Consider the following 24,958-nt stretch of genomic DNA (forward strand, 5'->3'; position numbering starts at 1 on the left):
CCATGGCCATTCGTCTGCTTGTCGTCCTGCTCGCCCTTGGCCTGCTGCACCTCGCGCCGCAACTGGCGCGCTGGCGTGGTGACGGCTGGTTTCGCCGCTGGGTAGCCCAGCTGGGTGATACCAGCGGCGCGGCCCGGGTGGCGGTGATCCTGCTGCTGCCCACGGCGCTGTGCGTGCTGGTCGTATGGATGCTGGGATGGTCGCCGCTGGGCGAACTGTTGCGCCTGCTGTTCGCGCTGGCAGCGCTGCTGTATTGCTTCGGTCCGCGCGAATTCGAGGCGGATCTGGAGGCGATCCTGCGCGCCCCGGACGACGCCAGCCGCGAGGCAGCGGCGCAGGCCCTGGCCGACGATGGCAACCCGGTCGCCTGGAACGCTCCCGCGCTCGGCGAGGCCGTGGCCTACGCCGCATTGCGTCGGCGTTTCGCGGTGCTGCTCTGGTTCTTCCTGCTCGGGCCCGTGGGCGCCCTGCTCTACCGGCTGGGGCAGACGCTGGGCCGCGACGACTCGCTGCACCTCGACCCGCCCACCCGGCACATCGCCGGCCATGTCGCCAATGTGCTGGACTGGCTGCCAGCCCAGCTGCTGACTTTCACCCTGGCCGTGGTCGGCCATTGGGATGCCGTGATCGACGCATGGCGTCGCTGGCACAGCCGCTCGGCGCCAACCAGCTGGTACAGCAGCGGCCCCGGCTTTCTGGGCGCTGCTGCCAAGGCCGACGTGGTCATCGACATCGAGGCGGGTGACGGTTACGCCGAGGAACACAGCGATCCGCTTGGCGAGCTGCGGCGATTGCGCGGAGCGCTGTTGCGGGCGTTGCTGGCGTGGTTGAGCGTGGTGGCGCTGGTGGTGATCGGCAGCTGGCTGGGCTGACCGACTCGATCAGGCCAGGTCGCCGCGCAACTCGCGAACCCGCGCCTCCAGTGCCGCGGCGCCGGCGTTCTCCGGCTGCCGTGGCGCATCAACCACCAGTTCCACCCGTGCGCGGAAACGGCGAGGCAGGCGGGAACGGCCCAGCATCGAGTCACGCCGGCTCCATACGCTGCCCCACAGGCCGCGCAGGGCCATCGGCACCACCGGCACGGGCCGCCTGGCGAGAATCTTCTCCACGCCCGCCCGGAACGGCGCGATGGCGCCATCGCCGGTGAGTCCACCCTCGGGGAAGATGCAGACCACCTCGCCATTGGCCAGCGCGACGTCGATCGCATCGTAGGCCTCTTGCAGCACGGCGGGGTCTTCCCGGTGACCGGCGATCGGGATCGCCTTCGCCGTACGGAACACGAAGCTGAGCACGGGGATCCGGAAGATCTTGTAATACATCACGAAACGCATGGGACGGCGCAGGTTGGCCATCAGCAGCAGCGGATCCATGAAGCTGACGTGGTTGCACACCAGCAGGACGGGACCCTCTTCGGGAATCCTTTCGCTGCCGTCCACGCGCACGCGGTACAAGGTGTTCACCAGCACCCAGGTGATGAAGCGCATCACGAACTCGGGCACCAGGGTGAAGATGTACCAGGCCACCAGCACGTTGAGCAGCGAGGCCGCCAGGAAGATCTGCGACGCGCCAAAGCCCAGCATGCCCAGGCCGAGTCCGAAGCCCGACGCCAGCACGATCAGCAGGGCGTTGAGGATGTTGGTGCCGGCGATGATCCGCGACAGCTTCTCGCGCGGCGCGCGCGCCTGCACGTAGGCAAACAGCGGCACCACGTAGAACCCCGCGAACGCGCCGATCAGGGTGAGGTCCAGCGCGATCCGCCAGCTTCCGGCCGAATGCAGGAAGCCCAGCCAGTCCAGTCCGCGCACCGCGGCCATGCCATGACGCGCGAGGTACAGGTCCACGCCAAACGCGGTCAGCCCGAACGCGCCCAGCGGAACCAGGCCGATTTCCACACGGCGACCCGACATGCGCTCGCACAGCAGCGCCCCCGCACCGGTGCCGATTGAGAACAGGGTCAGTACCAGCGTATTGACCGAGCCATCGCCACCCAGCGTCTCGCGCGTATAGATCGGCAACTGCGCGATCAGGACCGTGCCGAAAAACCAGAACCAGGAAATGCCAAGTATTGCGTTGAACACCGGGCGGTCGGCCCGGGTTATCGCCAGTACGCGGGCTGTTTCGCTGAACATGTTCCAGTTGAACTTCAGCTCCGGCGCGGTCGCCGGTGCCGGCGGAATCCTGCGGCAGACAAGGTAGCCGGCCACGGCCACCGCGATGGTGGCGCCCGAGGCCAGCAAGGGACCGACACCGGCCACCAGCATCAGCGAGTTTCCGGCGATCATGCCCACCAGCATCGCCATCTGCGTGCCCATCTCGACCAGGCCGTTGCCACCGACCAGCTCGTCACGCTTCAGCGCCTGGGGAAGGATCGCGTACTTGATCGGCCCGAACATGGTCGAGTGCATGCCCATCATGAACAGCACCACCAGCAGCAACGAAGTGTGGTGCGTGTAGAAGCCATAGGCGGCCAGCCCCATCGCGCCGATCTCGAACAGCTTCACGTAGCGGATGATCCGCGTCTTCTCGTACTTCTCGGCCAGCTGCCCGGCGGTGGCGGAGAACAGGAAGAACGGAATGATGAACAGCGCCGGCGCAAGATTCGTATAGATTGAGGCGACGTGTTCGCTCAGGCCCATCTGGTAGGCCACCAGCATCACCAGCGCATTGCGAAACGCATTGTCGTTGAAGGCACCCAGCGCCTGGGTCCAGAAGAACGGCGCGAAACGGCGCTTGCCCAGCAATGCGAATTGGCTCATGCGGTTGTCCTTGGATGCATCGTTTCGTCGCAACTGTCGAGCAGCGACGCCCTCTCCTGCGCATTATTGCCGCTGACTCCAGCCATTGCGACGGCAGCCACCCATCGCTCGGCATAGCTGCCAGACATGAAAAGGCCGCCGGGGTAACCCGGCGGCCTTTTGTGCAACTACCACAAGTGTATTACTTCAGATCATCAGAAGTCGTACGACGCACCGAAGCGGAAGTAACGACCCGTCTGCATGCTGTACGGGCGACCGAAGCTCGCACTGGTCGAGATCGGATAGGTCTGGGTGATCTTCTGGCTGTCGAACACGTTGTTGACCATCGCGTTGAACGCCAGCTTCTTGCCCGCCCACTCCGGCCGGTATTCCGCGCTCAGGCTGAGCGTGTAGGTCCACGGGTTGCGCGTATCACCCGGCGACGACGGCACGCCGTTGCAGAAGTGATAGTACGGACCATAACCCAGACCCGGATTGGTCTGGGCGGCACCATAGCGGCCCAGGCAGGTCTTCGGCGAGCCGGACAGGATTGCCAGGTTGCCCGACAGCATCCACTCCGGTGCAATCTGGTACGAGCCGTATGCCTTGATCTGGTGACGGCGGTCGTTGGCCAGTGCGCCGTTCGCGTAGTCCATCGTCGCCGCGTAGTCCCAGTCCACCGTTGCCGAAACGTCGCTCTGACCAATGTCCGTGCGCACCTGGCCTTCGCTGTTGCCGTAGCTGCGCGAGAACAGGTAGTCGACCTTGCCGTACCACTTGCCGTCGAACGGATGTTCCAGATACAGATCCAGGCCGTAGTACTTGCGCTTCATCGTGGTGTTGAAGTGGAAGTCGTTCTTCCAGTCCATCTGCACGGTGTAGTAGCCGCCACCCAGCTTCGGGATGTTGAAGTAGGAGGTGCTGCCCGGGTTGATCAGGATGCTCGCCGGCACGCGGGTGGCGTCGTAGCTGTTCGGGTCGATGCCCATCGCGTTCATCTTGGCGATGATCGAGATGTTGTCGCCGATGTCGTCAATCGCGTTGCGCAGGTTGCGGTAGGTCGCCTTGGCGCCATAGACCCAGGAGTCGCCCAGCTTCTTGTCGAAGCCGAAGATGTACTCGTCCTGATATTCCGACTTCAGGTTGGTCGACGCCGAGGTCTTCGGATCGCGGGCCTGGCCGTACTCGCCGTTGGCCGATACCGGGGCACCAGCGCCCAGATAGGTATCGATCGGGGTCAGGCCGGTCGGAATGCCGTTGGCGTCGATGCCGGTGTAGGTGTAGTACTGGCGGGTGTACAGCGAGGTACCGGCCGAGCGCAGCGCCACGCTGGTGGGCAACGCGAGGTAGTAGCGGCCGGCGTTGCCGTAGACCTTGAAGCTGGAATCACCGTTCACGTCCCAGCTAAAGCCCACGCGCGGCGCCCACTGCGGGCTGGTCAGGCGCAGATACGGTTCGCCCACGGCGTTGTAGTTGGTGAACTGGTCATTGCGCAGACCGAGCTTGACCAACCAGCGATCGTTCACCTGCCAGCTGTCCTCGACGTACTGCGCGCGCTGTGCCACGCGAACCGAAGCGTTGTCGTGGTACAGGTACTTGGCGACGTAATAGCCGTCTTCGCCACCTGCGTAGCCGCCTGCACCCGCCACCCACGGCGAGTTATGCCAGTCGGCACCCGGCTGAGCGGTGCCCGGACCGCCCACGATATAGGCATTCGGATCGGTGTCGTCCACCGGCGGGTTGTACTCCCAGGCGTAGCCGAGGCCGCCGTCGGGGAACTTGGTGCCGCCATCGACGTTCTTCTGATCCTGGTTGTCGATACCGGCGGTCAGCGTGTGGTCACCAAGCTTGTAGCTCAGGTCGATGCGCAGGTTCGTGTTGGTCGAGCGATGGCCAGGCAGGGCGATCGTCGATACCGTCTGGCTGTTGGTGATCGTATTGCCGCCGTTGTACAGTGGGTTCTGATCCTGAGCGCCGAACAGGTACGGATAGGTCGGATCGTAGTCGGCGACACTGCTGTACCAGGTGCCCTTCATCTTGCCGTACAGGGCTGTCACGGTCAGGTCATCGGTGATGTAGCTGGTGAACTTGGCCGAATAGACATCCGCACCGTTCTTGGTGTGGGTGTCGTTGCTGTTGAAACCGCCTTCCTTCAGGGTGTCGTAGTCGAAGTCGTTGAAGACGCCCTGGTAGGACGACTTGTTCGACGCACCGGTCAGCTCGAGGATGTTGCTGTCGGTGATGTTCCAGTCCAGCTTGCCGTACCACTTCGGGTTGTCATAGCGGTAGTGGTCGACGAACGGCGCCACGTTCGAACCGGTCGACTCGCCCTGCTGGCGCTCGGCTTCGACAGCCGCGAAGATGAACAACTTGTCCTTGATCAGCGGGCCGCCGACATAGGCGTCCACCGTGGTGGTCCAGGACTTGTTGTTCTTGCGGTACTGGCGCATGGCGCCCCGCGAGCCGTCCTTGTTGACGTAGTACCAGTTGTCCGGATCGGAACGCAGATCCTTCGGGGTCCACTGGATCTGGCCACCGAAGTGCCACTCGTTGGTGCCGCGCTTGCCGACCTGGCTGATCACGCCGCCGTCGGAACGACCGTAAGCGGCGCCGTAGCCGCCGCTCATGATTTCCTGCTGGTCAATGGCGCCATACGGCAGGGTGATGCCGCCGAAGCCGCTGAGCGGATCGGTGGTGTTGAAGCCGTTGATGTAATACGCGTTCTCGGTCACCGAGGAGCCACCGAACGAGACCACCGAGCCACCGGTCAGATTGGTGAACAGGCCGCTACCCTGGACCACGCCAGGAGCCAGCAAGGCGATGGCCTCGGCGCTGCGCGCCAACGGCAGACGGGCCAGCTGATCGGCGGTGATGACCGTGCGGGAGTCGACGCCGCTGACGTCGATGCTGGGCAGGGCGTTGGCCTGCACCGTCACCGCCGACAGGGTCTGGGCATTCTGCCCACCGAACGACACTTCGGTACCCGAGCCCACACGCAAGGTGACGTTGGAGCGCGAGTCGACGGTCTGGCCGTCATGCTGCAGCGTGACCGTGTAGTTGCCCAGCGGCAGGGAATCCACCGCATAACGACCCGTCGAGTCGACAGTGGCCTGGCGGGTGACGCCAGACGAGCTCTTGACCAGTACCGTTTCGCCGCTTCCCGCCTGAACCTGACCGAAGATGCTGCCGGTGGTCGACTGCGCCACCGCTCCGGTACCGATCAAGCACAGACCGAGACCGATCGCCAGTGAAGTATGACGCAACTGGCGCGCCGTGAAATTTTTACGCGAATTCATAAGTGGCAACTCCCCAAGTTCAGCCCGAAGCTTTCGGGCACATGAAACTTTAATTGTGTTCAAATATCCAACGGCCACAGCCCAAGCAAGGTGCTTAGCCCGGTCCATCCGCATGATTTAACGCACGTTCCTGCGCAACCTCTAGCGCAAGTTACTGCGACGTTAATTCAAGAAATCACGGAGGTCAACACTTCCGTAACTTTTTCTGGAGGCTTCATTACTTGACTTCTGTCATAAACTTACGCTAGTGCCAATTTCCCCTCGATATAGAACGGTATTCTTGATGGACACGCAACTCAGTACCCAGCGGCAAGCCACGGAAACATTCGCTGAACGCATCAAATTGCTGATCCAGCGCGTGGGAAGTGCTACGGAAATCGCCCGCATGTGTGGCTTCTCCGAGGGCGTGGTTCGCAGTTGGCGAGATGGCAACACCGACCCGTCGCGCGCGCGTTGCGTAACGCTGGCCAAGACGCTGGGAATCTCGCTGGTCTGGCTTGTGGCCGGCGAAGGTACGTTGCAGGTCGACCCCACCTATATGGGCAGCGACGAACAGTACAGCTCGGAAGACGCCGCACCCAACCGCTCTCACGCCAAGGTGAACCCTGCTCAAGGCCAGGCAGCCACGCCGGCGACCGTTGATGCGCGGCGGCTGGATACTGCCGTTCGCATCCTGCAGTCAGAGCTGAGTTTGGCAGGCAACCAACTTTCGCTGTCCGAGAACACAGATTTGTTGAGCCAGCTCTATGAGATGCTCGGACCCGGCGGTTCCCACGTGGATCCCCTCGCCATGGTGACGTTCAACGAGCAGCTCGCCGAACGGATCCGTAAAGACCGCAGTCCGGCCTGATCCCGCTTCAATCATGGCCAGGGCAGGAGTTCTCCTGCCCTAGAGCAGCGCGATGTCGGCGATCGCGCCGAACTGCGTCTTCAGCTGGTTGAGCAGCGCGAGGCGGTTGGCGCGCACGGCCGGGTCGTCGGCATTCACCAGCACGCTCTCGAAGAATGCATCGACGGGCGCCTGCAGTTGGGACAGGCGCGCCAGAACAGCCGCATAGTCTCCGGCGTCCAGCGCGGCAGCGCTGTCGTGCTGTGCCGAGGCCAGGGCATCGGCCAGCTCGCGTTCCGCGTCGGTTTCGAAGCGGGCTGGATCCACGACCCGCCCGATCGGCGGTGCCCCCGTCTCTTCGGCCTGCTTGCGCAGGATATTGCCGACGCGCTTGTTGGCGGCAGCCAGACTCATTGCCTCGGCGCGGCGACCGAACTCGGCAACGGCACGCAGGCGTCGATCGAAATCGGCCAGGCTGGCGGGCTGCACCGCCAGCACCGCTTCGAACTGGTTGTGGTCGAAGCCCTGCTCGGCGTAATAGCCACGCAGCCGGTCGAGCACGAAGTCGTACAGTTCATCGAGCAGGATGGCGCGCCGCTGGGCGGCGTTGAGCGCCGGTGGCTTGCCATCCTTGCCGGGCTTGAGTCCTGCGGCGAGAGCTGCATCCGGTATCAGTTCCAGAGCCTCGATGAAGCTTCCGCGCAAATCCAGTTCCAGGCCACCTTCGATCAGGGTGCGCGCGAGCCCCAGCGCGGCGCGGCGCAGGGCGAAGGGATCCTTGTTGCCGCCGGGCTTCATGCCGACGGCAAAGATGCCCGCCAGGGTATCGAACCGTTCGGCCACCGCCAGCACCTGGCCCAGCTTGTCCGCGGCAATGCGATCACCGCCGAAGCGTGGCTGGTAATAGCTGTCCAGCGCCTCGGCCACGACCGCCGGTTCGCCGTCGTGGCTGGCGTAGTAACGCCCCATCACACCCTGCAATTCGGGGAACTCGCCGACCATGCGGGTCAGCAGGTCGCACTTGGCCAGGCTGGCCGCCCGCGTGGCCGCGCCGGCGTCGACACCGGTCCGGTTGGCGATGATCCGCGCCAGCTCCGCCACGCGCACGCTCTTGTCCCACAGGCTGCCCAGCGCCTGCTGGTAAGTGACTCCCTTGAGCTGCTCCTGGTATCCGGCCAGCGGGGTCTTGAGATCCTCGTCCCAGAAGAACTTGGCATCGGCGAAGCGGGGCCGGATCACGCGCTCGTAACCCTTGCGGATCTCGGAAGGGTTCGTGCTTTCGACGTTGGCGATGCCGATGAAGTGCTCGGTGAGGCTGCCGCCGGCGTCGAACACCGGAACGAACTTCTGGTTCGCCACCATGGTGGTGGCCAACGCCTCGGGCGGTACGGCAAGGAAGTCGCGTTCGAAGGTGCAGGCGATCGCCACCGGCCATTCGGTGAGGTTGGCCAGTTCGTCCAGCAGGGCGTCATCCAGTCGAGGCACGCCGCCGGTGGCACCCGCCACCTTTTCGATCTGGTCCTGGATGCGCTGGCGCCGTTCGCGAGGATCGGCCAGCACGTTGCAGGCACGCATGGCATCGAGCCAGCCGTCGGCATCGGCCACGTGCACCGGCTGCGGATGCATGAAGCGATGGCCGCGTGACTTGCGTCCGCTGCGCAGCCCTAGAACTTCGCCATCGACGATCTCGGCGCCGTGCAGGATCACCAGCCAATGGGCCGGCCGCACGAAACTGTAGTCGTGGTCGGCCCAGCGCATCGGGCGCGGGATCGGCAACGCCTTCAGCGCTTCGTCGACGATTTCCGGAAGCAATGCCGCCACCGGCTGCCCCGGCTTCACGCTGCGCCAGACGAACCAGCTGCCCTTGTCGGTTTCAAGTTTTTCCAGAGCGCCCACATCGACGCCGCATGACTGCGCAAACCCCAGCAGGGCCTTCGAGGGCTGGCCTTCGGCATCCAGCGCGGCGCTCAGCGCGGGACCCCGGCGCTCGATCGTCTGCTCCGGCTGGGCCACTACCACGGCGGGAACATGGACGGCCAAACGACGTGGCGAGGCATAGCCTTGCGCCTGGTCGAGCGCGGCGCCGATGTTGCGCCTGGCCAGCCCGTCGCAAATTCCGCGCAGGAACGCGGCAGACAATTCGTCGAGCGCCTTCGGTGGCAATTCTTCCGTACCCAGCTCGATCAGCAGTGACTTGGCGGCGCTCATGCAGCCTGCTCCTTGTGGCCCGCAGTGGGAGCCTGTTTCAGGCCCGGGAAACCGAGTTTTTCGCGCTGTGCCACATAGGTTTCGGCGACGCTGCGCGACAACGTGCGTACACGCAGGATGTACCGCTGGCGCTCGGTGACGCTGATCGCACGGCGCGCATCGAGAAGATTGAAGGTATGGCTGGCCTTCATCACCTGCTCGTAGGCCGGCAAGGGCAGGTTGGCGCCGATCAGCTGGTTGGCGGTGGCCTCGCAGACATCGAACCAGCGCAACAACTCGGGCACGTTGGCGTGTTCGAAGTTGTAGGTGCTCTGCTCGACCTCGTTCTGGTGAAACACGTCGCCGTAGGTCACCGTGCCGCGCGGCCCATCGGTCCAGATCAGGTCGTAGACGTTGTCCACGTTCTGCAGATACATGGCCAGCCGTTCCAGGCCGTAGGTGATCTCGCCGGTCACCGGGCGGCATTCCAGGCCGCCAGCCTGCTGGAAGTAGGTGAACTGGGTCACTTCCATGCCGTTCAACCAGACTTCCCAGCCGAGTCCCCAGGCGCCGAGCGTGGGCGACTCCCAGTTGTCCTCGACGAAGCGCAGGTCATGCACCAGCGGATCCAGCCCCAGCTCCCTGAGCGAGCCGATGTACAACTCCAGGATGTTCTCGGGATTGGGCTTCATCACCACCTGATACTGGTAGTAATGCTGCAGGCGGTTGGGATTCTGGCCGTAGCGACCATCGGTGGGACGACGCGACGGCTGCACATAGGCGGCTGCCCAGGGTTCCGGACCCAATGCCCGGAGGAAGGTGGCGGGATGGAAGGTGCCGGCGCCGACCTCGGTATCGAGCGGCTGCAACAGCACACAACCCTGCGCCGCCCAGTAGCGGTTGAGGGTCTGGATCACATCCTGGAAGGTGCGTGCGGACATGGCTTTCCGTGACCTGGATTAAAGCGCGTTAGTATAGCCGCAGCTTGCTTTCGCACTGGGCTGCGCCCGGAAATGCACGGGGGATACCACCGGATGGCCGCTTCACCGCAAATCGCTTCACTGCTTGGCCGCCGGGGTCGATTGGAGCTGGACGAACTGCTGGCGGCCCTGGTCGTGGATGGCTATCTGCTTGCCGACGACGCCAAGCAGGTCCGCATCGGCAACCGGGCCGGTCGCAGCACGGTGGAGTTGCATCCGCTGGTGGTGATCGCCAACGCCAAACTGGTCAACCAGCGCGATCCGGGCCGTCCGCTGAGCCTGGAAGGCCTGACAGAATGGCTGGCCGGCCACGCCGGACTGCCGTATCTGAAGATCGACCCGATGAAGATCAATGTCGCGGCGGCGACCCAGGTGGTCAGCCAGGCCTATGCCAAGCGGCACCGCATCCTGCCGATCGCGGCCGCACCGGGAGAAGTGACGTTCGCCACGTGCGAACCGTTCGAGTCCGGCTGGGCGCCGGATCTCAGCCAGATGCTGCGCCGGGACATCCGGCGGGTGGTGGCCAGTCCCATCGACATCAATCGCTACCTGCAGGAGTTCTACGGCGTCCAGCGCTCGATCCAGCTGGCGCAGGACGCCAAGAACGGCAGCGACGCCTCGTCGGCCATCCTCAACTTCGAACAACTGGTCGAGCTGGGCAAGAGCGGTGAAGTCGGTGCGGACGATCGCCACGTGGTGCATATCGTCGACTGGCTGCTGCAGTACGCGTTCGAGCAGCGGGCCTCCGACATCCACCTGGAGCCACGCCGCGAAACGGGTCATATCCGCTTCCGCATCGACGGCATCATGCAGAAGGTTTTCGAGCTGCCCTCGCCGGTGATGACCGCGGTCACCGCCCGCATCAAGATCCTGGCGCGCATGGACGTCGCCGAGAAGCGTCGCCCGCAGGACGGCCGCATCAAGACACGGTCTTCCTCCGGGCGCGAGGTCGAATTGCGCATCTCCAACATGCCCACCGCATTCGGCGAGAAGGTGGTGATGCGCATCTTCGATCCCGACCTGGTAGTGAAGGACTTCGCGCAACTGGGCTTCTCGCCTGGCGAGGGTGCGAACTGGCGCAGCATGGTCGAGCGTCCGCACGGCATCGTGCTGGTCACCGGTCCGACCGGCTCGGGCAAGACCACCACGCTGTATTCCACGCTGAAGCATCTGGCCACGCCCGAGCTCAACGTATGCACCGTGGAAGATCCGATCGAGATGGTCTCGCCGGAGTTCAACCAGATGCAGGTACACGCGGCGATCGACCTGGATTTCGCGGCCGGCGTCCGGACACTGCTGCGACAGGACCCGGACATCATCATGATCGGCGAGATCCGCGACCTGGAGACTGCCCAGATGGCCGTGCAGGCCTCGCTCACCGGGCACCTGGTGCTGTCCACGCTGCATACCAACGATGCGCCGAGCGCAGTCACCCGCCTGCTCGACCTGGGCGTTCCCCACTATCTGATCCAGTCGACCCTTACCGGCGTGGTGGCGCAGCGACTGGTACGCACCCTCTGCCCGCATTGCAAGCGGGCCAGCGTGCAGGAGCCCCACGCCTGGAACGTGCTCGTCCATGGCTGGGATTTGCCGCTTCCGGCGCAGGTGTTCCAGCCCGTCGGGTGTCTGGAATGTCGCAATACCGGCTTCCTCGGTCGCACCGGCATCTACGAGATGCTGAAACTGTCGCCCCGCCTGCGCGGGATGGTTTCGGCCCACTTCGACCTGAGCGGATTCGGCCAGGCCGCACTGTCCGAGGGGATGCGCCCCTTGCGCATCTCCGCCGCGGACCAGGTGGCTGCGGGCCTGACCACCGTGCAGGAAATTCTCACCGTGCTGCCGCCGATCGACGCCCTCGAAGACGGACGGCCCTGACTGCAACCCGAACTCAGCCCTGCATGAAACCCGTCCTGATCATCCGCACCGGCCGCGCCCCGGACCCCATTCGTGCCCGCCACGGCGACTTTCCCCACTGGTTCCGGCTGAGCGCCGGCCTGCAGCCACGGCGGCTGCAAGTTGTCGATGTCGCCAATGGCGAAGCCCTGCCGCCACCGAAAGAAATCGCTGGGGCCATCATCACGGGTTCGGCAGCCATGGTCACCGAACGGGCGCACTGGAGCGAGCTCACCGCGGGATGGATCCGCGATGCCATGGATGTCAGCCTGCCGCTGTTCGGCGTGTGCTATGGCCATCAGTTGATGGCCCATGCCCTGGGCGGCACGGTGGGTTACCTTCCAGGCGGGCGCGAAATAGGCACCCAGCTCATCGAACTCACCGACGCCGGCAAGCGCGACTCTCTGGCTCTTGGCCTTCCGCCGCACTTTCGGGCGCATACCACGCACGAACAAAGCGTGCTTGAAGCACCGGCGGAGGCTGCCGTGCTGGCCCGCTCGGCCAGGGACCCTCATCAGTGGCTGCGTTACGGCCCGCACGCGCTGAGTGTGCAGTTCCATCCGGAATTCAATGCCGAGGTGATGCGCGCCTATATCCGGCGCAAGCACTCCGACATGCATCGCGAAGGCAGCGATCCGAAACGCGTATTCGGCGAAGTCGGCGCCACGCCACTCGCTCGACGCGTGTTGCGCCGATTCGCCAACGCCCATCTGCAGGACGACGGCGCGTCCTGAAACATCAGCCTCGCAGGCGACGCGCTATGCCTTCGCGGGCGAACAGGGCGAACATCACGCCGAACAAGAACCCGCCGATATGCGCCCACCACACGTAGGCGCCGTAGCTGGGCCCGGCATAGCTGAACAGCAGTTGCAGCAACACCCAGATGCCGATCAGGAGAAAGGCCGGGACCCGGACAAATTCCAGATAGAGACCCAGTGGCAACACCAGGCCCAGTCGTGCCCGCGGGAACAGGGCTACATAGGTGCCCACCACAGCCGAGACAGCCCCGCTGCAGCCGATGATCGGCAGCCTCACCCCCGCGAGCGACAGTGCGCCAATCAGGTTCGCCACGATGCCGCCCACCACGAACAGAAGCAGAAAGCGAAGCGAGCCCAAAGCACGCTCTCCGGGCAATCCGAAGATCACCAGGAAGAGCAGGTTGCTCAGCAAGTGCAGCCACGTGACGTGAATGAACAGCGCGGTGAACAGCCGCAACAGGGCCGGATCGGTCAACTGCGGCAGCAGCGCCTCATGGGGATCGAAGATGTTCGCCGGGATCGTGCCCCATTCCAGCAACAGGGAGATCCGCTGCGCCGGTGGCGTCAGCGCCAGAACCACAAAGCACAAGACGCAGAACGACACCACCAGCAGGGTGGCCCAATGCCAACGGGGACGGCGCCGGGTTTCCACGTGAATGAACAAGAGCCGCTCCTGGCGTGAGGCGCTGACTGAAGGAGGTTCATCATAGGCGATGGATTGGCCCGGCAACGGTGATCCACACGGAAGAACAATCCATCAAACGCCACAAAGACGAAGGCCTCCCCGATTGGGAGGCCTTGGAACAAAAAACCCTTGGCGGTGACCTGTTGCGGGCTGCGACCGGCGGTCGCCACCGCGACCGCGCCAAAGAAAAACCCCCACCGTTTCCGGTGAGGGTGTTTCAGGATAAAGCCCCTGGCGGTGACCTACTCTTGCATGGCAAAGCCACACTACCATCGGCGCATGCGCGTTTCACTTCTGAGTTCGGGATGGGATCAGGTGGGACCACGCCGCTATGGCCGCCAGGGAAGGGGTGGGAGCAGCGCTGTTGCGCCGGCTCCACATCTTCTTGAAAGGCCCGGTCAATACAGCTGACCAGACATTTCCGTGAGTGGAAACTCACGTTATAAATCGTAAACGAGTGACAAGCGTCGAGGTGAAATTCGAATCAGACAAGCTTCGGGAACGAACGAAGCGTCTTGGGGTTATATGGTCAAGCCTCACGGCTCATTAGTATCAGTTAGCTCAATGCATTGCTGCACTTCCACACCTGACCTATCAACCACCTAGTCTTGATGGTGCCTTAAGGAGAGTCAAGCTCTCGGGAGATCTCATCTTGGGGCGTGCTTCCCGCTTAGATGCTTTCAGCGGTTATCACTTCCGTTCGTAGCTACCGGGCAATGCCATGGGCATGACAACCCGAACACCAGCGGAACGTCCACTCCGGTCCTCTCGTACTAGGAGCAGCCCCCCTCAAATCTCCAACGCCCACGACAGATAGGGACCGAACTGTCTCACGACGTTCTGAACCCAGCTCGCGTACCACTTTAAATGGCGAACAGCCATACCCTTGGGACCGGCTACAGCCCCAGGATGTGATGAGCCGACATCGAGGTGCCAAACACCGCCGTCGATATGAACTCTTGGGCGGTATCAGCCTGTTATCCCCGGAGTACCTTTTATCCGTTGAGCGATGGCCCTTCCATACAGAACCACCGGATCACTATGACCTACTTTCGTACCTGCTTGATCCGTCGATCTCGCAGTCAAGCACGCTTATGCCATTGCACACAGTGCGCGATGTCCGACCGCGCTGAGCGTACCTTCGTGCTCCTCCGTTACTCTTTGGGAGGAGACCGCCCCAGTCAAACTACCCACCATACACGGTCCCTGACCCGGATTACGGGCCGAGGTTAGAACGTCAAGCACTTCAGGGTGGTATTTCAAGGATGGCTCCATGCAAACTGGCGTCTGCACTTCAAAGCCTCCCACCTATCCTACACAGAAGAACTCAACGTTCAGTGTAAAGCTATAGTAAAGGTTCACGGGGTCTTTCCGTCTTGCCGCGGGAACGCTGCATCTTCACAGCGAATTCAATTTCACTGAGTCTCGGGTGGAGACAGCGCCGCTGTCGTTACGCCATTCGTGCAGGTCGGAACTTACCCGACAAGGAATTTCGCTACCTTAGGACCGTTATAGTTACGGCCGCCGTTTACTGGGGCTTCGATCAAGAGCTTCGCCTTGCGGCTGACCCCATCAATTAACCTTCCAGCACCGGGCAGGCGTCACACCCTATACGTCCACTTTCGTGTTTGCAGAGTGCTGTGTTTTTGATAAACAGTCGCAGCGGCCAGGTTACTGCGACCCTTCAACGCTCAGTCACGCATGTGACCACGTCGAAGGGCGCACCTTCTCCCGAAGTTACGGTGCCATTTTGCCTAGTTCCTTCACCCGAGTTCTCTCAAGCGCCTTGGGATTCTCACCCTGCCTACCAGTGTCGGTTTACGGTACGGTTTTTCTTAAGCTGAAGCTTAGTGGCTTTTCCTGGAAGCGTGGTATCAGTCACTTCGCCCAAAAGGGCTCGTCTCGGTGCTCGGCATAAAGGGTCCCGGATTTGCCTAAGACCCATGCCTACCGCCTTTCCCCGGGACAACCAACGCCCGGTAGACCTAACCTTCTCCGTCCCCACATCGCACTTAAGAAAAGTGCAGGAATATTAACCTGCTTCCCATCGACTACGCATTTCTGCCTCGCCTTAGGGGCCGACTCACCCTGCGCCGATGAACGTTGCGCGAGGAAACCTTGGGCTTTCGGCGTGGGGGCTTTTCACCCCCATTATCGTTACTCATGTCAGCATTCGCACTTCCGATACCTCCAGCATGCTTTACAACACACCTTCACAGGCTTACGGAACGCTCCTCTACCGCGTACACATAAATGTGCACACCCCGAGCTTCGGTGCATGGCTTAGCCCCGTTAAATCTTCCGCGCAGACCGACTCGACCAGTGAGCTATTACGCTTTCTTTAAAGGATGGCTGCTTCTAAGCCAACCTCCTGGCTGTCTATGCCTTTCCACATCGTTTTCCACTTAGCCATGACTTTGGGACCTTAGCTGCGGGTCTGGGTTGTTTCCCTTTTCACGACGGACGTTAGCACCCGCCGTGTGTCTCCCGGATAGTCTGTCCTGGTATTCGGAGTTTGCCATGGTTTGGTAAGTCGCGATGACCCCCTAGCCATAACAGTGCTCTACCCCCAGGAAGATTCGTCCGAGGCGCTACCTAAATAGCTTTCGAGGAGAACCAGCTATCTCCGAGTTTGTTTAGCCTTTCACTCCTATCCTCAGCTCATCCCCATCTATTGCAACAGATGTGGGTTCGGTCCTCCAGTGCGTGTTACCGCACCTTCAACCTGGCCAAGGATAGATCACTCGGTTTCGGGTCTACTGCCTGAGACTATGCGCCCTATTCAGACTCGATTTCTCTTCGCCTCCCCTATACGGTTAAGCTTGCCACAGACAGTAAGTCGCTGACCCATTATACAAAAGGTACGCAGTCACCCTTGCGGGCTTCCACTGCTTGTACGTATACGGTTTCAGGGTCTATTTCACTCCCCTCTCCGGGGTTCTTTTCGCCTTTCCCTCACGGTACTAGTTCGCTATCGGTCAGTCAGTAGTATTTAGCCTTGGAGGATGGTCCCCCCATGTTCAGACAAGGTTTCACGTGCCCCGCCTTACTCAATTTCACACAAAGTGCCCTTTCGTCGACTGGGCTATCACCATCTATGGCCGGGCTTTCCATCCCGTTTGACTAGAACACAATGTGCTTTTGGGCTAGTCCCCGTTCGCTCGTCGCTACTCAGGGAATCTCGGTTGATTTCTTTTCCTCCGGGTACTTAGATATTTCAGTTCCCCGGGTTCGCCTTGCATGGCTATGTATTCACCATGCAATACCGCTTGCGCGGTGGGTTTCCCCATTCGGACATTGCCGGATCAAAGCTTGTTGCCAGCTCCCCGACACTTTTCGCAGGCTGCCACGTCCTTCATCGCCTCTGACTGCCAAGGCATCCACCGTATACGCTTAGTCGCTTGACCATATAACCCCAAGTCGCCTCGGGGCATGCACCCTCATCAGGTGCAGCCAAGTTACTTCGTTTTCGTGCCTTAACACTTGCCTCGGTTCGGTTTCGAACCAAGACGCTTGTCACTCGTTTACTTGTTTTCAAAGAACATCACGCCGGCCTCAATGCCGGATGATTTCAACAAATCTTGTGTGTGCTGATACTTCACGCGTCGGATCGAACCTTGGTGGAGCCTGTCGGGATCGAACCGACGACCCCCTGCTTGCAAAGCAGGTGCTCTCCCAGCTGAGCTAAGGCCCCAAGGAAACCTTGGCATAATGGTGGGTCTGGGTGGACTCGAACCACCGGCCTCACCCTTATCAGGGGTGCGCTCTAACCACCTGAGCTACAGACCCAGAGATCGAACCCCAGAACCTGAACCAGACGACCTGGAACCTAGGTTGAACGATTGCGTGAAGTACAGGTGTCTTGTGTGGACGTCTTGCGTGAAGACTCACGCCGTCATTTCTTGAAAGGAGGTGATCCAGCCGCACCTTCCGATACGGCTACCTTGTTACGACTTCACCCCAGTCATGGACCACTCCGTGGGCGTCGTCCCCCTTGCGGTTAGACTAACGCCTTCTGGAGCAACCCACTCCCATGGTGTGACGGGCGGTGTGTACAAGGCCCGGGAACGTATTCACCGCGGCATAGCTGATCCGCGATTACTAGCGATTCCGACTTCACGGAGTCGAGTTGCAGACTCCGATCCGGACTGGGATCGGCTTTCTGGGATTGGCTCCACCTCGCGGTATTGCAACCCTCTGTACCGACCATTGTAGTACGTGTGTAGCCCTGGCCGTAAGGGCCATGATGACTTGACGTCATCCCCACCTTCCTCCGGTTTGTCACCGGCAGTCTCCTTAGAGTTCCCACCATTACGTGCTGGCAACTAAGGACAAGGGTTGCGCTCGTTGCGGGACTTAACCCAACATCTCACGACACGAGCTGACGACAGCCATGCAGCACCTGTGTTCCGATTCCCGAAGGCACTCCTCGATCTCTCAAGGATTCCGGACATGTCAAGGCCAGGTAAGGTTCTTCGCGTTGCATCGAATTAAACCACATACTCCACCGCTTGTGCGGGCCCCCGTCAATTCCTTTGAGTTTCAGTCTTGCGACCGTACTCCCCAGGCGGCGAACTTAACGCGTTAGCTTCGACACTGATCTCCGAGTTGAGACCAACATCCAGTTCGCATCGTTTAGGGCGTGGACTACCAGGGTATCTAATCCTGTTTGCTCCCCACGCTTTCGTGCTTCAGCGTCAGTGTTGTCCCAGATGGCCGCCTTCGCCACTGATGTTCCTCCCGATCTCTACGCATTTCACCGCTACACCGGGAATTCCACCATCCTCTGACACACTCTAGCTCGCCAGTATCCATCGCCATTCCCAGGTTGAGCCCGGGGATTTCACGACAGACTTAACGAACCGCCTACGCACCCTTTACGCCCAGTAATTCCGATTAACGCTTGCACCCTTCGTATTACCGCGGCTGCTGGCACGAAGTTAGCCGGTGCTTATTCCTCAGGTACCGTCAGCCCCATAGGGTATTAACCCGTGGTATTTCGTTCCTGATAAAAGTGCTTTACAACCCGAGGGCCTTCTTCACACACGCGGCATTGCTGGATCAGGCTTGCGCCCATTGTCCAATATTCCCCACTGCTGCCTCCCGTAGGAGTCTGGGCCGTGTCTCAGTCCCAGTGTGGCTGATCATCCTCTCAGACCAGCTAGCGATCGTCGCCTTGGTAGGCCATTACCCTACCAACTAGCTAATCGCACATCGGTCCGTCCAACCGCGCAAGGCCCGAAGGTCCCCTGCTTTCTCCCGTAGGACGTATGCGGTATTAGCGTAAGTTTCCCTACGTTATCCCCCACGTCTGGGTAGGTCCCGATGCATTACTCACCCGTCCGCCACTCGCCACCCACAGAGCAAGCTCTGCTGTGCTGCCGTTCGACTTGCATGTGTTAGGCATGCCGCCAGCGTTCAATCTGAGCCAGGATCAAACTCTTCACTTAAGTTTTCGACCATGTCATCACCTTGCAGCGATGGATGATCTATCTTTCTGAAGCGTTGTTCCCAACCAATCAAAACTCATTACTGACTTTTTACTTGGTGGGACGCTTGCATTGCTTGGACAGGTCGTGACCCATTCAACACAAGACGTCCACACAATTCACCTGCGCACACTGTCAAAGATCGTTCGCTTGCATCCCGTTTCCGGTTTGCGCCCCAAGACGTTTCGTCCTAGGTGAGCCGCCCATTCTACATCGCTTTTCCTCTCCGTCAACACCCTCGTGAAGGCTTTTTTCGAGGTCCCGGCGGTCCGTCTTGCGACGTTGGGCGACTGCGGGCTGCGAATAATACGATGTGTTTTCGGTTTGGCAAGCGCTTCTTCAGAGAAACCTTGCGGATGTTGCGCAAACCGCTGAGCCGACGCGAAATTTAATTTTCGCGTCCACCGAACGCAGCGCTGGAACGACGCCCCGGTCAGCCCTGCACCAACCGCACGCGGGCGAAATTGCGCTTGCCAACCTGCAGTACGCCTTCGAAGCCTGCATGGAAGACCCGCTGCGCATCCTCGACCACCTCGGCATCGATCCGCACCGCACGCTCTTTCAGTTTCCGGTTCGCTTCGGAGTTGCTCGCCGTCAGCCCGGCCGCGGTGAGCAGAGCCGCCAGGCGAAGGCCCTCACCGGGCACGCCGATATCCGTCTGCGGCAACAACGATGTGTCGCCCTCACCACGTACCACCGCATGCCAGCCCGCGATCGCCAGTTCGGCAGCTGCCGCGTCGTGGAAGCGCGTGGCCAGCTCGCGGGCCAGACGCAGCTTGGCATCACGTGGATTCAGGGCGCCGCTGGCGATGTCCCGCTTCATCTGGGAAAGCTCGTCCAGCGACACCTCGAAGCTGAGCAGCTCGAACCAGCGCCACATCAACTCGTCGCCGATCTTCATGGTCTTGGTGACGATGTCGATGGCCGGCTCGTTGATGCCGATGTAGTTGCCCAGCGACTTGGACATCTTGTTGACGCCGTCCAGCCCCTCCAGCAAGGGCATGGTCAGCACGACCTGCGGCGGCTGGCCGTGGTGCTCCTGCAGCGCGCGCCCCATCAGCAGATTGAACTTCTGGTCGGTGCCGCCGAGCTCGACGTCGCACTTCAGCGCCACCGAGTCGTAGCCCTGCACCAGCGGATACAGGAACTCGTGGATCGCGATCGGCTGCTGCGCCGCGTAACGCTTGGTGAAGTCGTCGCGCTCGAGCATGCGCGCCACGGTGTGCTGCGCCGCCAGTCGGATCATGTCGGCCGCGCTCATCTTGCCGAACCACTCGGAATTGAAGCGCAGCTCGGTCTTCTCTCGGTCGAGCACCTTGTAGACCTGCTCCGCATACGTCTCGGCGTTGGCCAGCACGTCTTCCCGCGTCAGCGGCTTGCGGGTGACGTTCTTGCCGGTCGGATCGCCGATCATGCCGGTGAAGTCGCCGATCAGGAAAATCACCTGGTGTCCCAGATCCTGGAACTGGCGCATCTTGTTCAGCAATACGGTGTGGCCAAGATGCAGGTCCGGCGCCGTCGGATCGAAACCCGCCTTGATCCGCAATGGACGACCGGTCTTCAGGCGCTCGGCCAGGTCTTCCCGCTTGATGATGTCGTCGGCGCCACGGGCAATGGTGGCCAGCGCCTGCTCGAGCTCGCTCATGTGTTTCTTTCTCTGCTGGTGAAAAGTGGGTCGCGGCAAGCAGTGTGACCGTGCCGTCAACGTTAATTGTGTGTTAACAAGGAATGTGTTGCAAACCCTTGATGGGAAAGGCATTGACGCCCTTTACACATGCCCGTTATGGTACGCGCAGTTTGTACTTTGTAACGTGGGCGATACAGCATGGCAGAAGAAAAGCAGGGGACGCGGCAAAACCGCAAGCAGGCGATCTGCCGCAAGGCACAGCGCCGACACTCCAACTTTTACGAACGCTGTGCACATTGGTCGTTCAATCGTTCCGGCGAGATCGAACCGATCCGCTGGCATCGCGAACGCTTGGTACTGGCTGGTACCGCCTTGCTGATTACCGCCCTGTCCGGCTTCATCATGCCCGCATGGGCCAGTGCGATGCGGCCGGCGCCGACACCGGAAGTCCACGCATTGCTTCCGCTTGCGCTGCCCAAGGCGTTGCCGTCCAGCATCACCAGCCCGACCGTGGACGACTGGCAGGTAGTGCGGGTGCAGCCCGGCCAGACGCTCTCCGACATTTTCAACGCACGCGGCCTTGGCATGGCGGATCTGCAACGCGTCATGGACGCTGCCGGTTCGGCGAAGTCCGCCTTGCACAGCATCCGCCCGGGGCAGGAGTTCGACTTCCTGCTCGGCAGCGACGGCAGCCTGAGGGGTTTTCGTTTCGACCAGGATCAGGCGAGCCGAGCCATCGTTCGACTCGATGGCGCACAGCCGACGCTGGCGATCCAGCAGCGTGACATGGACCTGCGCGAACAGGTCGCCCATGGCGTCATCCGCAGCAGCCTGTATGCCGCCGGCGATCAGGCAGGCATGGACGCGGCCATGGTGGGCAAGCTTGCCGACCTGTTCAAGTACGACATCGACTTCGTGCAGGACATCCGCGTCGGCGACAGCTTCACGGTGATCTACGACGACATCTACCGCGATGGCGTGCGTTACGGCCAGGGCAACATCATCGCCGCCGAGTTCATCAACCAGGACAAGCGCTATACCGCGTACCGCTTCAAGAAGGCGGACGGCAGCTACGGCTGGTACAGCGAGGACGGCCGGCCGATCCAGAAATCGTTCCTGCGCATCCCGGTCGACTTCACCCGGATCTCCTCGAAATTCACCGCGGCGCGGCTGCACCCGATCCTCGGTCGCATGCGCGCACACAAGGGCGTCGATTACGCCGCCCCGAGCGGCACGCCGATCCACGCGGCCGGCGATGGCGTCATCAAGTATCACGGCTGGGAACGCGGTTACGGCAACTTCGTGGTGATCCAGCACGACAAGACCATCAGTACCGCGTACGGCCACATGTCGCGTTTCGTGAAGGGCCAGCACGTCGGTGAACGCGTGCGCCAAGGCGAGGTGATCGGCTACGTGGGCATGACGGGGCTGGCCACCGGCCCGCACCTGCATTACGAGTTCCGCGTCAATGGCCAGCAGCGCAATCCGCAGACGGTCACCCTGCCGAAGCCCGAGCCGTTGCCCGCCACACAAATGGCGCGATTCAAGGCTGAAGTGGTCAAGCCGCAGCTGGCGCGCCTCACCGAACTGGACTCGCGCATCAGGCTGGCTCGCGCCAGCACGCCTGCCAACCACGACAACTGAGCAATCCCACTCGTGGATGACGATGCGTCGGCGACTTATCTCGGGCTGATTTCCGGCACCAGCGCAGACAGCATCGACAGCGTGCTGGTCAGCTTTCCCCGTGGCATGCCGCAATTGCTGGCCAGTCACTCGCACCCCTGGCCCGGCGCGCTGCGCGAGCGCATGCTAGCCCTGGCGCAAGGCGAGAGCGCGCCGGATCTGGACACTCTGGGGCGACTGGACGTGGAGATCGCCCACGGCTTCGCCGAAGCGGCGCTGGAACTGCTCGAGCGCAGCGGCACGCCGGCGTCGGCTGTCCGCGCGATCGGCTCCCACGGCCAGACCTTGCGTCATCGGCCCGGCGGCGACTATCCATTCACGCTGCAACTGGGCGACCCCAGCGTCATCGCCGAGCGCTGCCGTATCGATGTGGTGGCGGACTTCCGTCGCGCCGACATCGCCGCTGGCGGGCAGGGCGCACCGCTGCTGCCTGCCGTGCACGCGATGCTGCTGGCCCGACCGGGGCACACGCGAGTCGTGTTGAATCTGGGCGGCATCGCCAACATCACCGTGCTCGGCGCCGATGGCAGCGTGCTCGGCTTCGACACCGGCCCGGCCAATGGCCTGCTCGACGCATGGTGCCTGCGCCAGCGCGGCGAGTCGTTCGATCGGGATGGCAGGTATGCGGCCAGCGGGCAAGCCGACGAAGCCCTGCTCGCGCAGTTGCTGGACGACCCCTACTTTGCGCTGATGCCGCCCAAGAGCACCGGCCGCGAATACTTCCACCTGGACTGGCTCGCAACCCATTTGCGGCTGGCGGCGGTGCAACCGACCGACGTGCAGGCCACCTTGCTGGAACTGACCGCGCGCAGTGTCGTCGCAGCGATCACGCAACACGCGCCGGATGCCCGCGAAGTCCTGGCCTGCGGCGGCGGCGTCCACAACGGCGCACTGATGCGGCGGCTGGCGGAACTGCTGGCGCCCCGGGCGCTTCTCGGCACCTCGCGTTACGGCGTCGACCCCGACTTCCTCGAAGCGACAGCCTTCGCCTGGCTGGCGCGCCAGCGGCTGCTGGGATTGCCGGGCAACCTTCCGTCGGTCACCGGCGCACGCGGTCCCCGTGTGCTGGGCGCCATCTATTCCGCGCCGGCGGCCGGTTCGTCGTAACGAATCCGCTCCGGAGCCAGCTGCGTCGGCCGGGTATGCGCCAGCGCGCGCAGGGCTTCCTGGAACACACCCTGTTCGGCATCTTCCCAGTGCCCGTCGAGGCTGCCGAAGGCGTCGGGGTCGCGCTGGCTTTCGCTGAAATGGTGAGCCACCGAAATGCCAAGTCCGCTACGCAATGCCTGCAGCATCACGTCATTGATGGAGCAGCGGCGATGTTTGGCCAACGCCCTGATGCGCTCGGTGAGCAGGCTGTCGACGTGTTGCAAGATCATGTCCGGCACAAGCGTCACTCCATGTTACACATGCCCCTGTACCCCGATGTTTGCATAGCCATCAACGGGCAGGGCGCCGGAAGCACGAATCCGTGGACTGCTTCGCAGTCCGCTTGTGCGCGTTGTCAATTAAGGGCCCGCGGAGCGGGCTGCGTCCTCAGCTGCCCGATTCGTTCGCCAGCCGTTCGCGCTCGGCGCCGCGAAAGTATCGCCACAGCCACGCGAACAACATCATCGAAGGCAGCACGGCCAGCACGGTGATCACGAAGTAGCCACCGTATCCGGTGGCCGTCGCGATGCCGCCGGCGAAAAATCCGAGCAGCTTGCCTGGCAGATTCACCAGCGAACTGAGCAGCGCGTACTGGGTCGCGGTGTGCTGCCGGTTGACCAGGGACGAGAGGAACGCCACGGTCGGTGGCCCCAGCATGCCCAGGGTGAGGTTCTCGCCGGAAATCACCAGGGTCAGCACCAGCAGGTTGCCGGGGTGGGCGATCAACAGCAGGTACAACAGGTTGCTGCAGCCGCACAGCACGATGGTGACGCCCAGCGGCCGCCAGGCGCCCCAGCGGGCTACTGCGGCACCACCGAGGAACACGCCGACAATGCCGATCCAGATGCCGTAGATCTTCGTGATCGTGCCGATCTCGGTCTTGGAGAAACCCATGTCGCGATAGAACGGACTCATGATGCCGCCGATGGTCGCCTGCTCCGGCATCTTGAACAGCAGCAGGAACAGCAGCGTCACCAAGGCAAGCACCCAGCCGTAGCGACGGAAGAAATCGGCGAATGGATCAATCACGCTTTCGCGCATGGCGTCGCGCCAGCGCGCGGCGCGCACCCGCAGCACCTCGGGCTCGCGCGCCATCAGGGTTGTCGCCACGGGCACGGCCATCGCCAGCGCCATCAGCGCATAGACCGTCCGCCATGGCAGGTGGTCGGCCAGGATCAGCGCCACCGCACCGGCCAGCAGCAGGCCGATCCGGTAGCCCAGCGAGTAGGTGGCCACCAGCGCGCCCTGCGCCTCGATCGGTGCGATCTCGATCCGGTAGGCATCGACAGCGATGTCCTGGGTCGCACCGAAGAACGCCACCACCAGCGTGGCGACCACGAACAGGGGCAGTTGCGCCGGCGTCAGCAGCGCCATGGCGAGCAGCCCGATCACCACGCCCAGCTGCGCAAACAGCAGCCAGCCGCGGCGCTGTCCGAGCCGGGCGAAGCCGGGAATGCGGCCATGGTCCAGCAAGGGCGCCCAGACGAACTTGAACGCGTAGGTCATGCCGGCGCTGGCTATCATCGTGATGTCCGCCAGCTTGATGCCGTTTTCCTTCAGCCAGTACGCCAGCGTGCCGGCCACCAGCAGAAACGGCAGGCCCGAGGAGAAGCCGAGCAGGAACATCGTCCACGCCGCCGGCTGGGC

Annotated in this window: 14 protein-coding genes, 2 tRNA genes and 3 rRNA genes; 6 read left to right on the forward strand and 13 right to left on the reverse strand. The window is 62.3% G+C overall.

Features of this window, described 5'->3' with window-relative positions:
* Positions 1 to 2: 2 nt before the first annotated feature.
* Positions 3 to 872, forward strand: coding sequence for a regulatory signaling modulator protein AmpE (gene ampE, locus ABNK63_RS16385; protein WP_350016232.1), 870 nt, complete (start codon positions 3 to 5; stop codon positions 870 to 872).
* A gap of 9 nt (positions 873 to 881) precedes the next feature.
* On the opposite strand, the gene ABNK63_RS16390 is transcribed toward ampE, so the two are convergent.
* Together ABNK63_RS16390 and ABNK63_RS16395 are read right to left on the reverse strand one after the other, a co-directional pair.
* Positions 882 to 2,756 (reverse strand): MFS transporter, encoded by a 1,875-nt coding sequence (locus tag ABNK63_RS16390; protein WP_350016233.1) that lies wholly within the window; start codon positions 2,754 to 2,756, stop codon positions 882 to 884.
* A gap of 194 nt (positions 2,757 to 2,950) precedes the next feature.
* Positions 2,951 to 6,031 (reverse strand): TonB-dependent receptor, encoded by a 3,081-nt coding sequence (locus tag ABNK63_RS16395; protein WP_350016234.1) that lies wholly within the window; start codon positions 6,029 to 6,031, stop codon positions 2,951 to 2,953.
* 283 nt (positions 6,032 to 6,314) lie between these two features.
* Here ABNK63_RS16395 and ABNK63_RS16400 point away from each other — a divergent pair, with 283 nt between their 5' ends.
* Positions 6,315 to 6,881: a helix-turn-helix transcriptional regulator gene (locus ABNK63_RS16400; protein WP_007810229.1), complete on the forward strand. Its 567-nt coding sequence runs from the start codon at positions 6,315 to 6,317 to the stop codon at positions 6,879 to 6,881.
* Between the two features lie 39 nt (positions 6,882 to 6,920).
* On the opposite strand, the gene glyS is transcribed toward ABNK63_RS16400, so the two are convergent.
* Both glyS and glyQ read right to left on the reverse strand, forming a co-directional pair.
* The gene (gene glyS / locus ABNK63_RS16405; protein ID WP_350016235.1) at positions 6,921 to 9,068 is read right to left on the reverse strand and encodes a glycine--tRNA ligase subunit beta; all 2,148 of its coding nucleotides are present in this window, start codon (positions 9,066 to 9,068) and stop codon (positions 6,921 to 6,923) included.
* Entirely contained in the window at positions 9,065 to 9,988 is a 924-nt protein-coding gene (glyQ, locus tag ABNK63_RS16410; RefSeq protein ID WP_350016236.1) for a glycine--tRNA ligase subunit alpha, read from the reverse strand. Before glyQ ends, glyS begins: the two co-directional genes overlap by 4 nt.
* Before the next feature lie 93 nt (positions 9,989 to 10,081).
* On the opposite strand from glyQ, the gene ABNK63_RS16415 reads away from it, so the two are divergent.
* Together ABNK63_RS16415 and ABNK63_RS16420 are read left to right on the forward strand one after the other, a co-directional pair.
* On the forward strand, positions 10,082 to 11,902 hold the full coding sequence (locus ABNK63_RS16415; protein WP_350016237.1) for a GspE/PulE family protein: 1,821 nt from the start codon (positions 10,082 to 10,084) through the stop codon (positions 11,900 to 11,902).
* A 23-nt stretch (positions 11,903 to 11,925) separates the two neighbouring features.
* The gene (locus ABNK63_RS16420) at positions 11,926 to 12,654 is read left to right on the forward strand and encodes a glutamine amidotransferase (RefSeq protein ID WP_007810224.1); all 729 of its coding nucleotides are present in this window, start codon (positions 11,926 to 11,928) and stop codon (positions 12,652 to 12,654) included.
* Between the two features lie 4 nt (positions 12,655 to 12,658).
* Here ABNK63_RS16420 and ABNK63_RS16425 read toward each other — a convergent pair whose 3' ends face one another.
* From ABNK63_RS16425 to tyrS, 7 genes are all read right to left on the reverse strand, one after another.
* On the reverse strand, positions 12,659 to 13,342 hold the full coding sequence (locus tag ABNK63_RS16425) for a rhomboid family intramembrane serine protease (protein WP_007810223.1): 684 nt from the start codon (positions 13,340 to 13,342) through the stop codon (positions 12,659 to 12,661).
* Positions 13,343 to 13,592: 250 nt separating this feature from the next.
* Positions 13,593 to 13,706 (reverse strand): 5S ribosomal RNA (gene rrf, locus ABNK63_RS16430).
* A 182-nt stretch (positions 13,707 to 13,888) separates the two neighbouring features.
* A 23S ribosomal RNA gene (locus tag ABNK63_RS16435) occupies positions 13,889 to 16,770 on the reverse strand.
* Between the two features lie 211 nt (positions 16,771 to 16,981).
* Positions 16,982 to 17,057, reverse strand: a tRNA-Ala gene (locus ABNK63_RS16440).
* An 18-nt stretch (positions 17,058 to 17,075) separates the two neighbouring features.
* A tRNA-Ile gene (locus tag ABNK63_RS16445) sits at positions 17,076 to 17,152 on the reverse strand.
* 116 nt (positions 17,153 to 17,268) lie between these two features.
* Positions 17,269 to 18,813 (reverse strand): 16S ribosomal RNA (locus ABNK63_RS16450).
* The 16S, 23S and 5S rRNA genes sit together here with 2 tRNA genes alongside, the layout of an rRNA operon.
* A 472-nt stretch (positions 18,814 to 19,285) precedes the next feature.
* Positions 19,286 to 20,497, reverse strand: a complete 1,212-nt coding sequence (tyrS, locus tag ABNK63_RS16455) for a tyrosine--tRNA ligase (RefSeq protein ID WP_007810503.1) — start codon at positions 20,495 to 20,497, stop codon at positions 19,286 to 19,288.
* A gap of 180 nt (positions 20,498 to 20,677) precedes the next feature.
* On the opposite strand from tyrS, the gene ABNK63_RS16460 reads away from it, so the two are divergent.
* Together ABNK63_RS16460 and ABNK63_RS16465 are read left to right on the forward strand one after the other, a co-directional pair.
* The gene (locus tag ABNK63_RS16460; RefSeq protein WP_350016238.1) at positions 20,678 to 22,123 is read left to right on the forward strand and encodes a peptidoglycan DD-metalloendopeptidase family protein; all 1,446 of its coding nucleotides are present in this window, start codon (positions 20,678 to 20,680) and stop codon (positions 22,121 to 22,123) included.
* 12 nt (positions 22,124 to 22,135) lie between these two features.
* Positions 22,136 to 23,269, forward strand: coding sequence for an anhydro-N-acetylmuramic acid kinase (locus ABNK63_RS16465; protein WP_350016239.1), 1,134 nt, complete (start codon positions 22,136 to 22,138; stop codon positions 23,267 to 23,269).
* Here the strand turns inward: ABNK63_RS16465 and ABNK63_RS16470 are convergent.
* Positions 23,239 to 23,541: a hypothetical protein gene (locus ABNK63_RS16470; RefSeq protein ID WP_007810509.1), complete on the reverse strand. Its 303-nt coding sequence runs from the start codon at positions 23,539 to 23,541 to the stop codon at positions 23,239 to 23,241. The two genes, ABNK63_RS16465 and ABNK63_RS16470, sit on opposite strands and share 31 nt — an antisense overlap.
* A gap of 157 nt (positions 23,542 to 23,698) precedes the next feature.
* A complete protein-coding gene (locus ABNK63_RS16475) occupies positions 23,699 to 24,937 on the reverse strand; it encodes an MFS transporter (protein ID WP_350017233.1) in 1,239 nt (412 codons plus the stop codon).
* Between the last annotated feature and the right edge of the window lie 21 nt (positions 24,938 to 24,958).

Origin of the sequence: Rhodanobacter sp. IGA1.0 (assembly GCF_040208325.1) — a bacterium.
GTDB lineage: Bacteria > Pseudomonadota > Gammaproteobacteria > Xanthomonadales > Rhodanobacteraceae > Rhodanobacter > Rhodanobacter spathiphylli.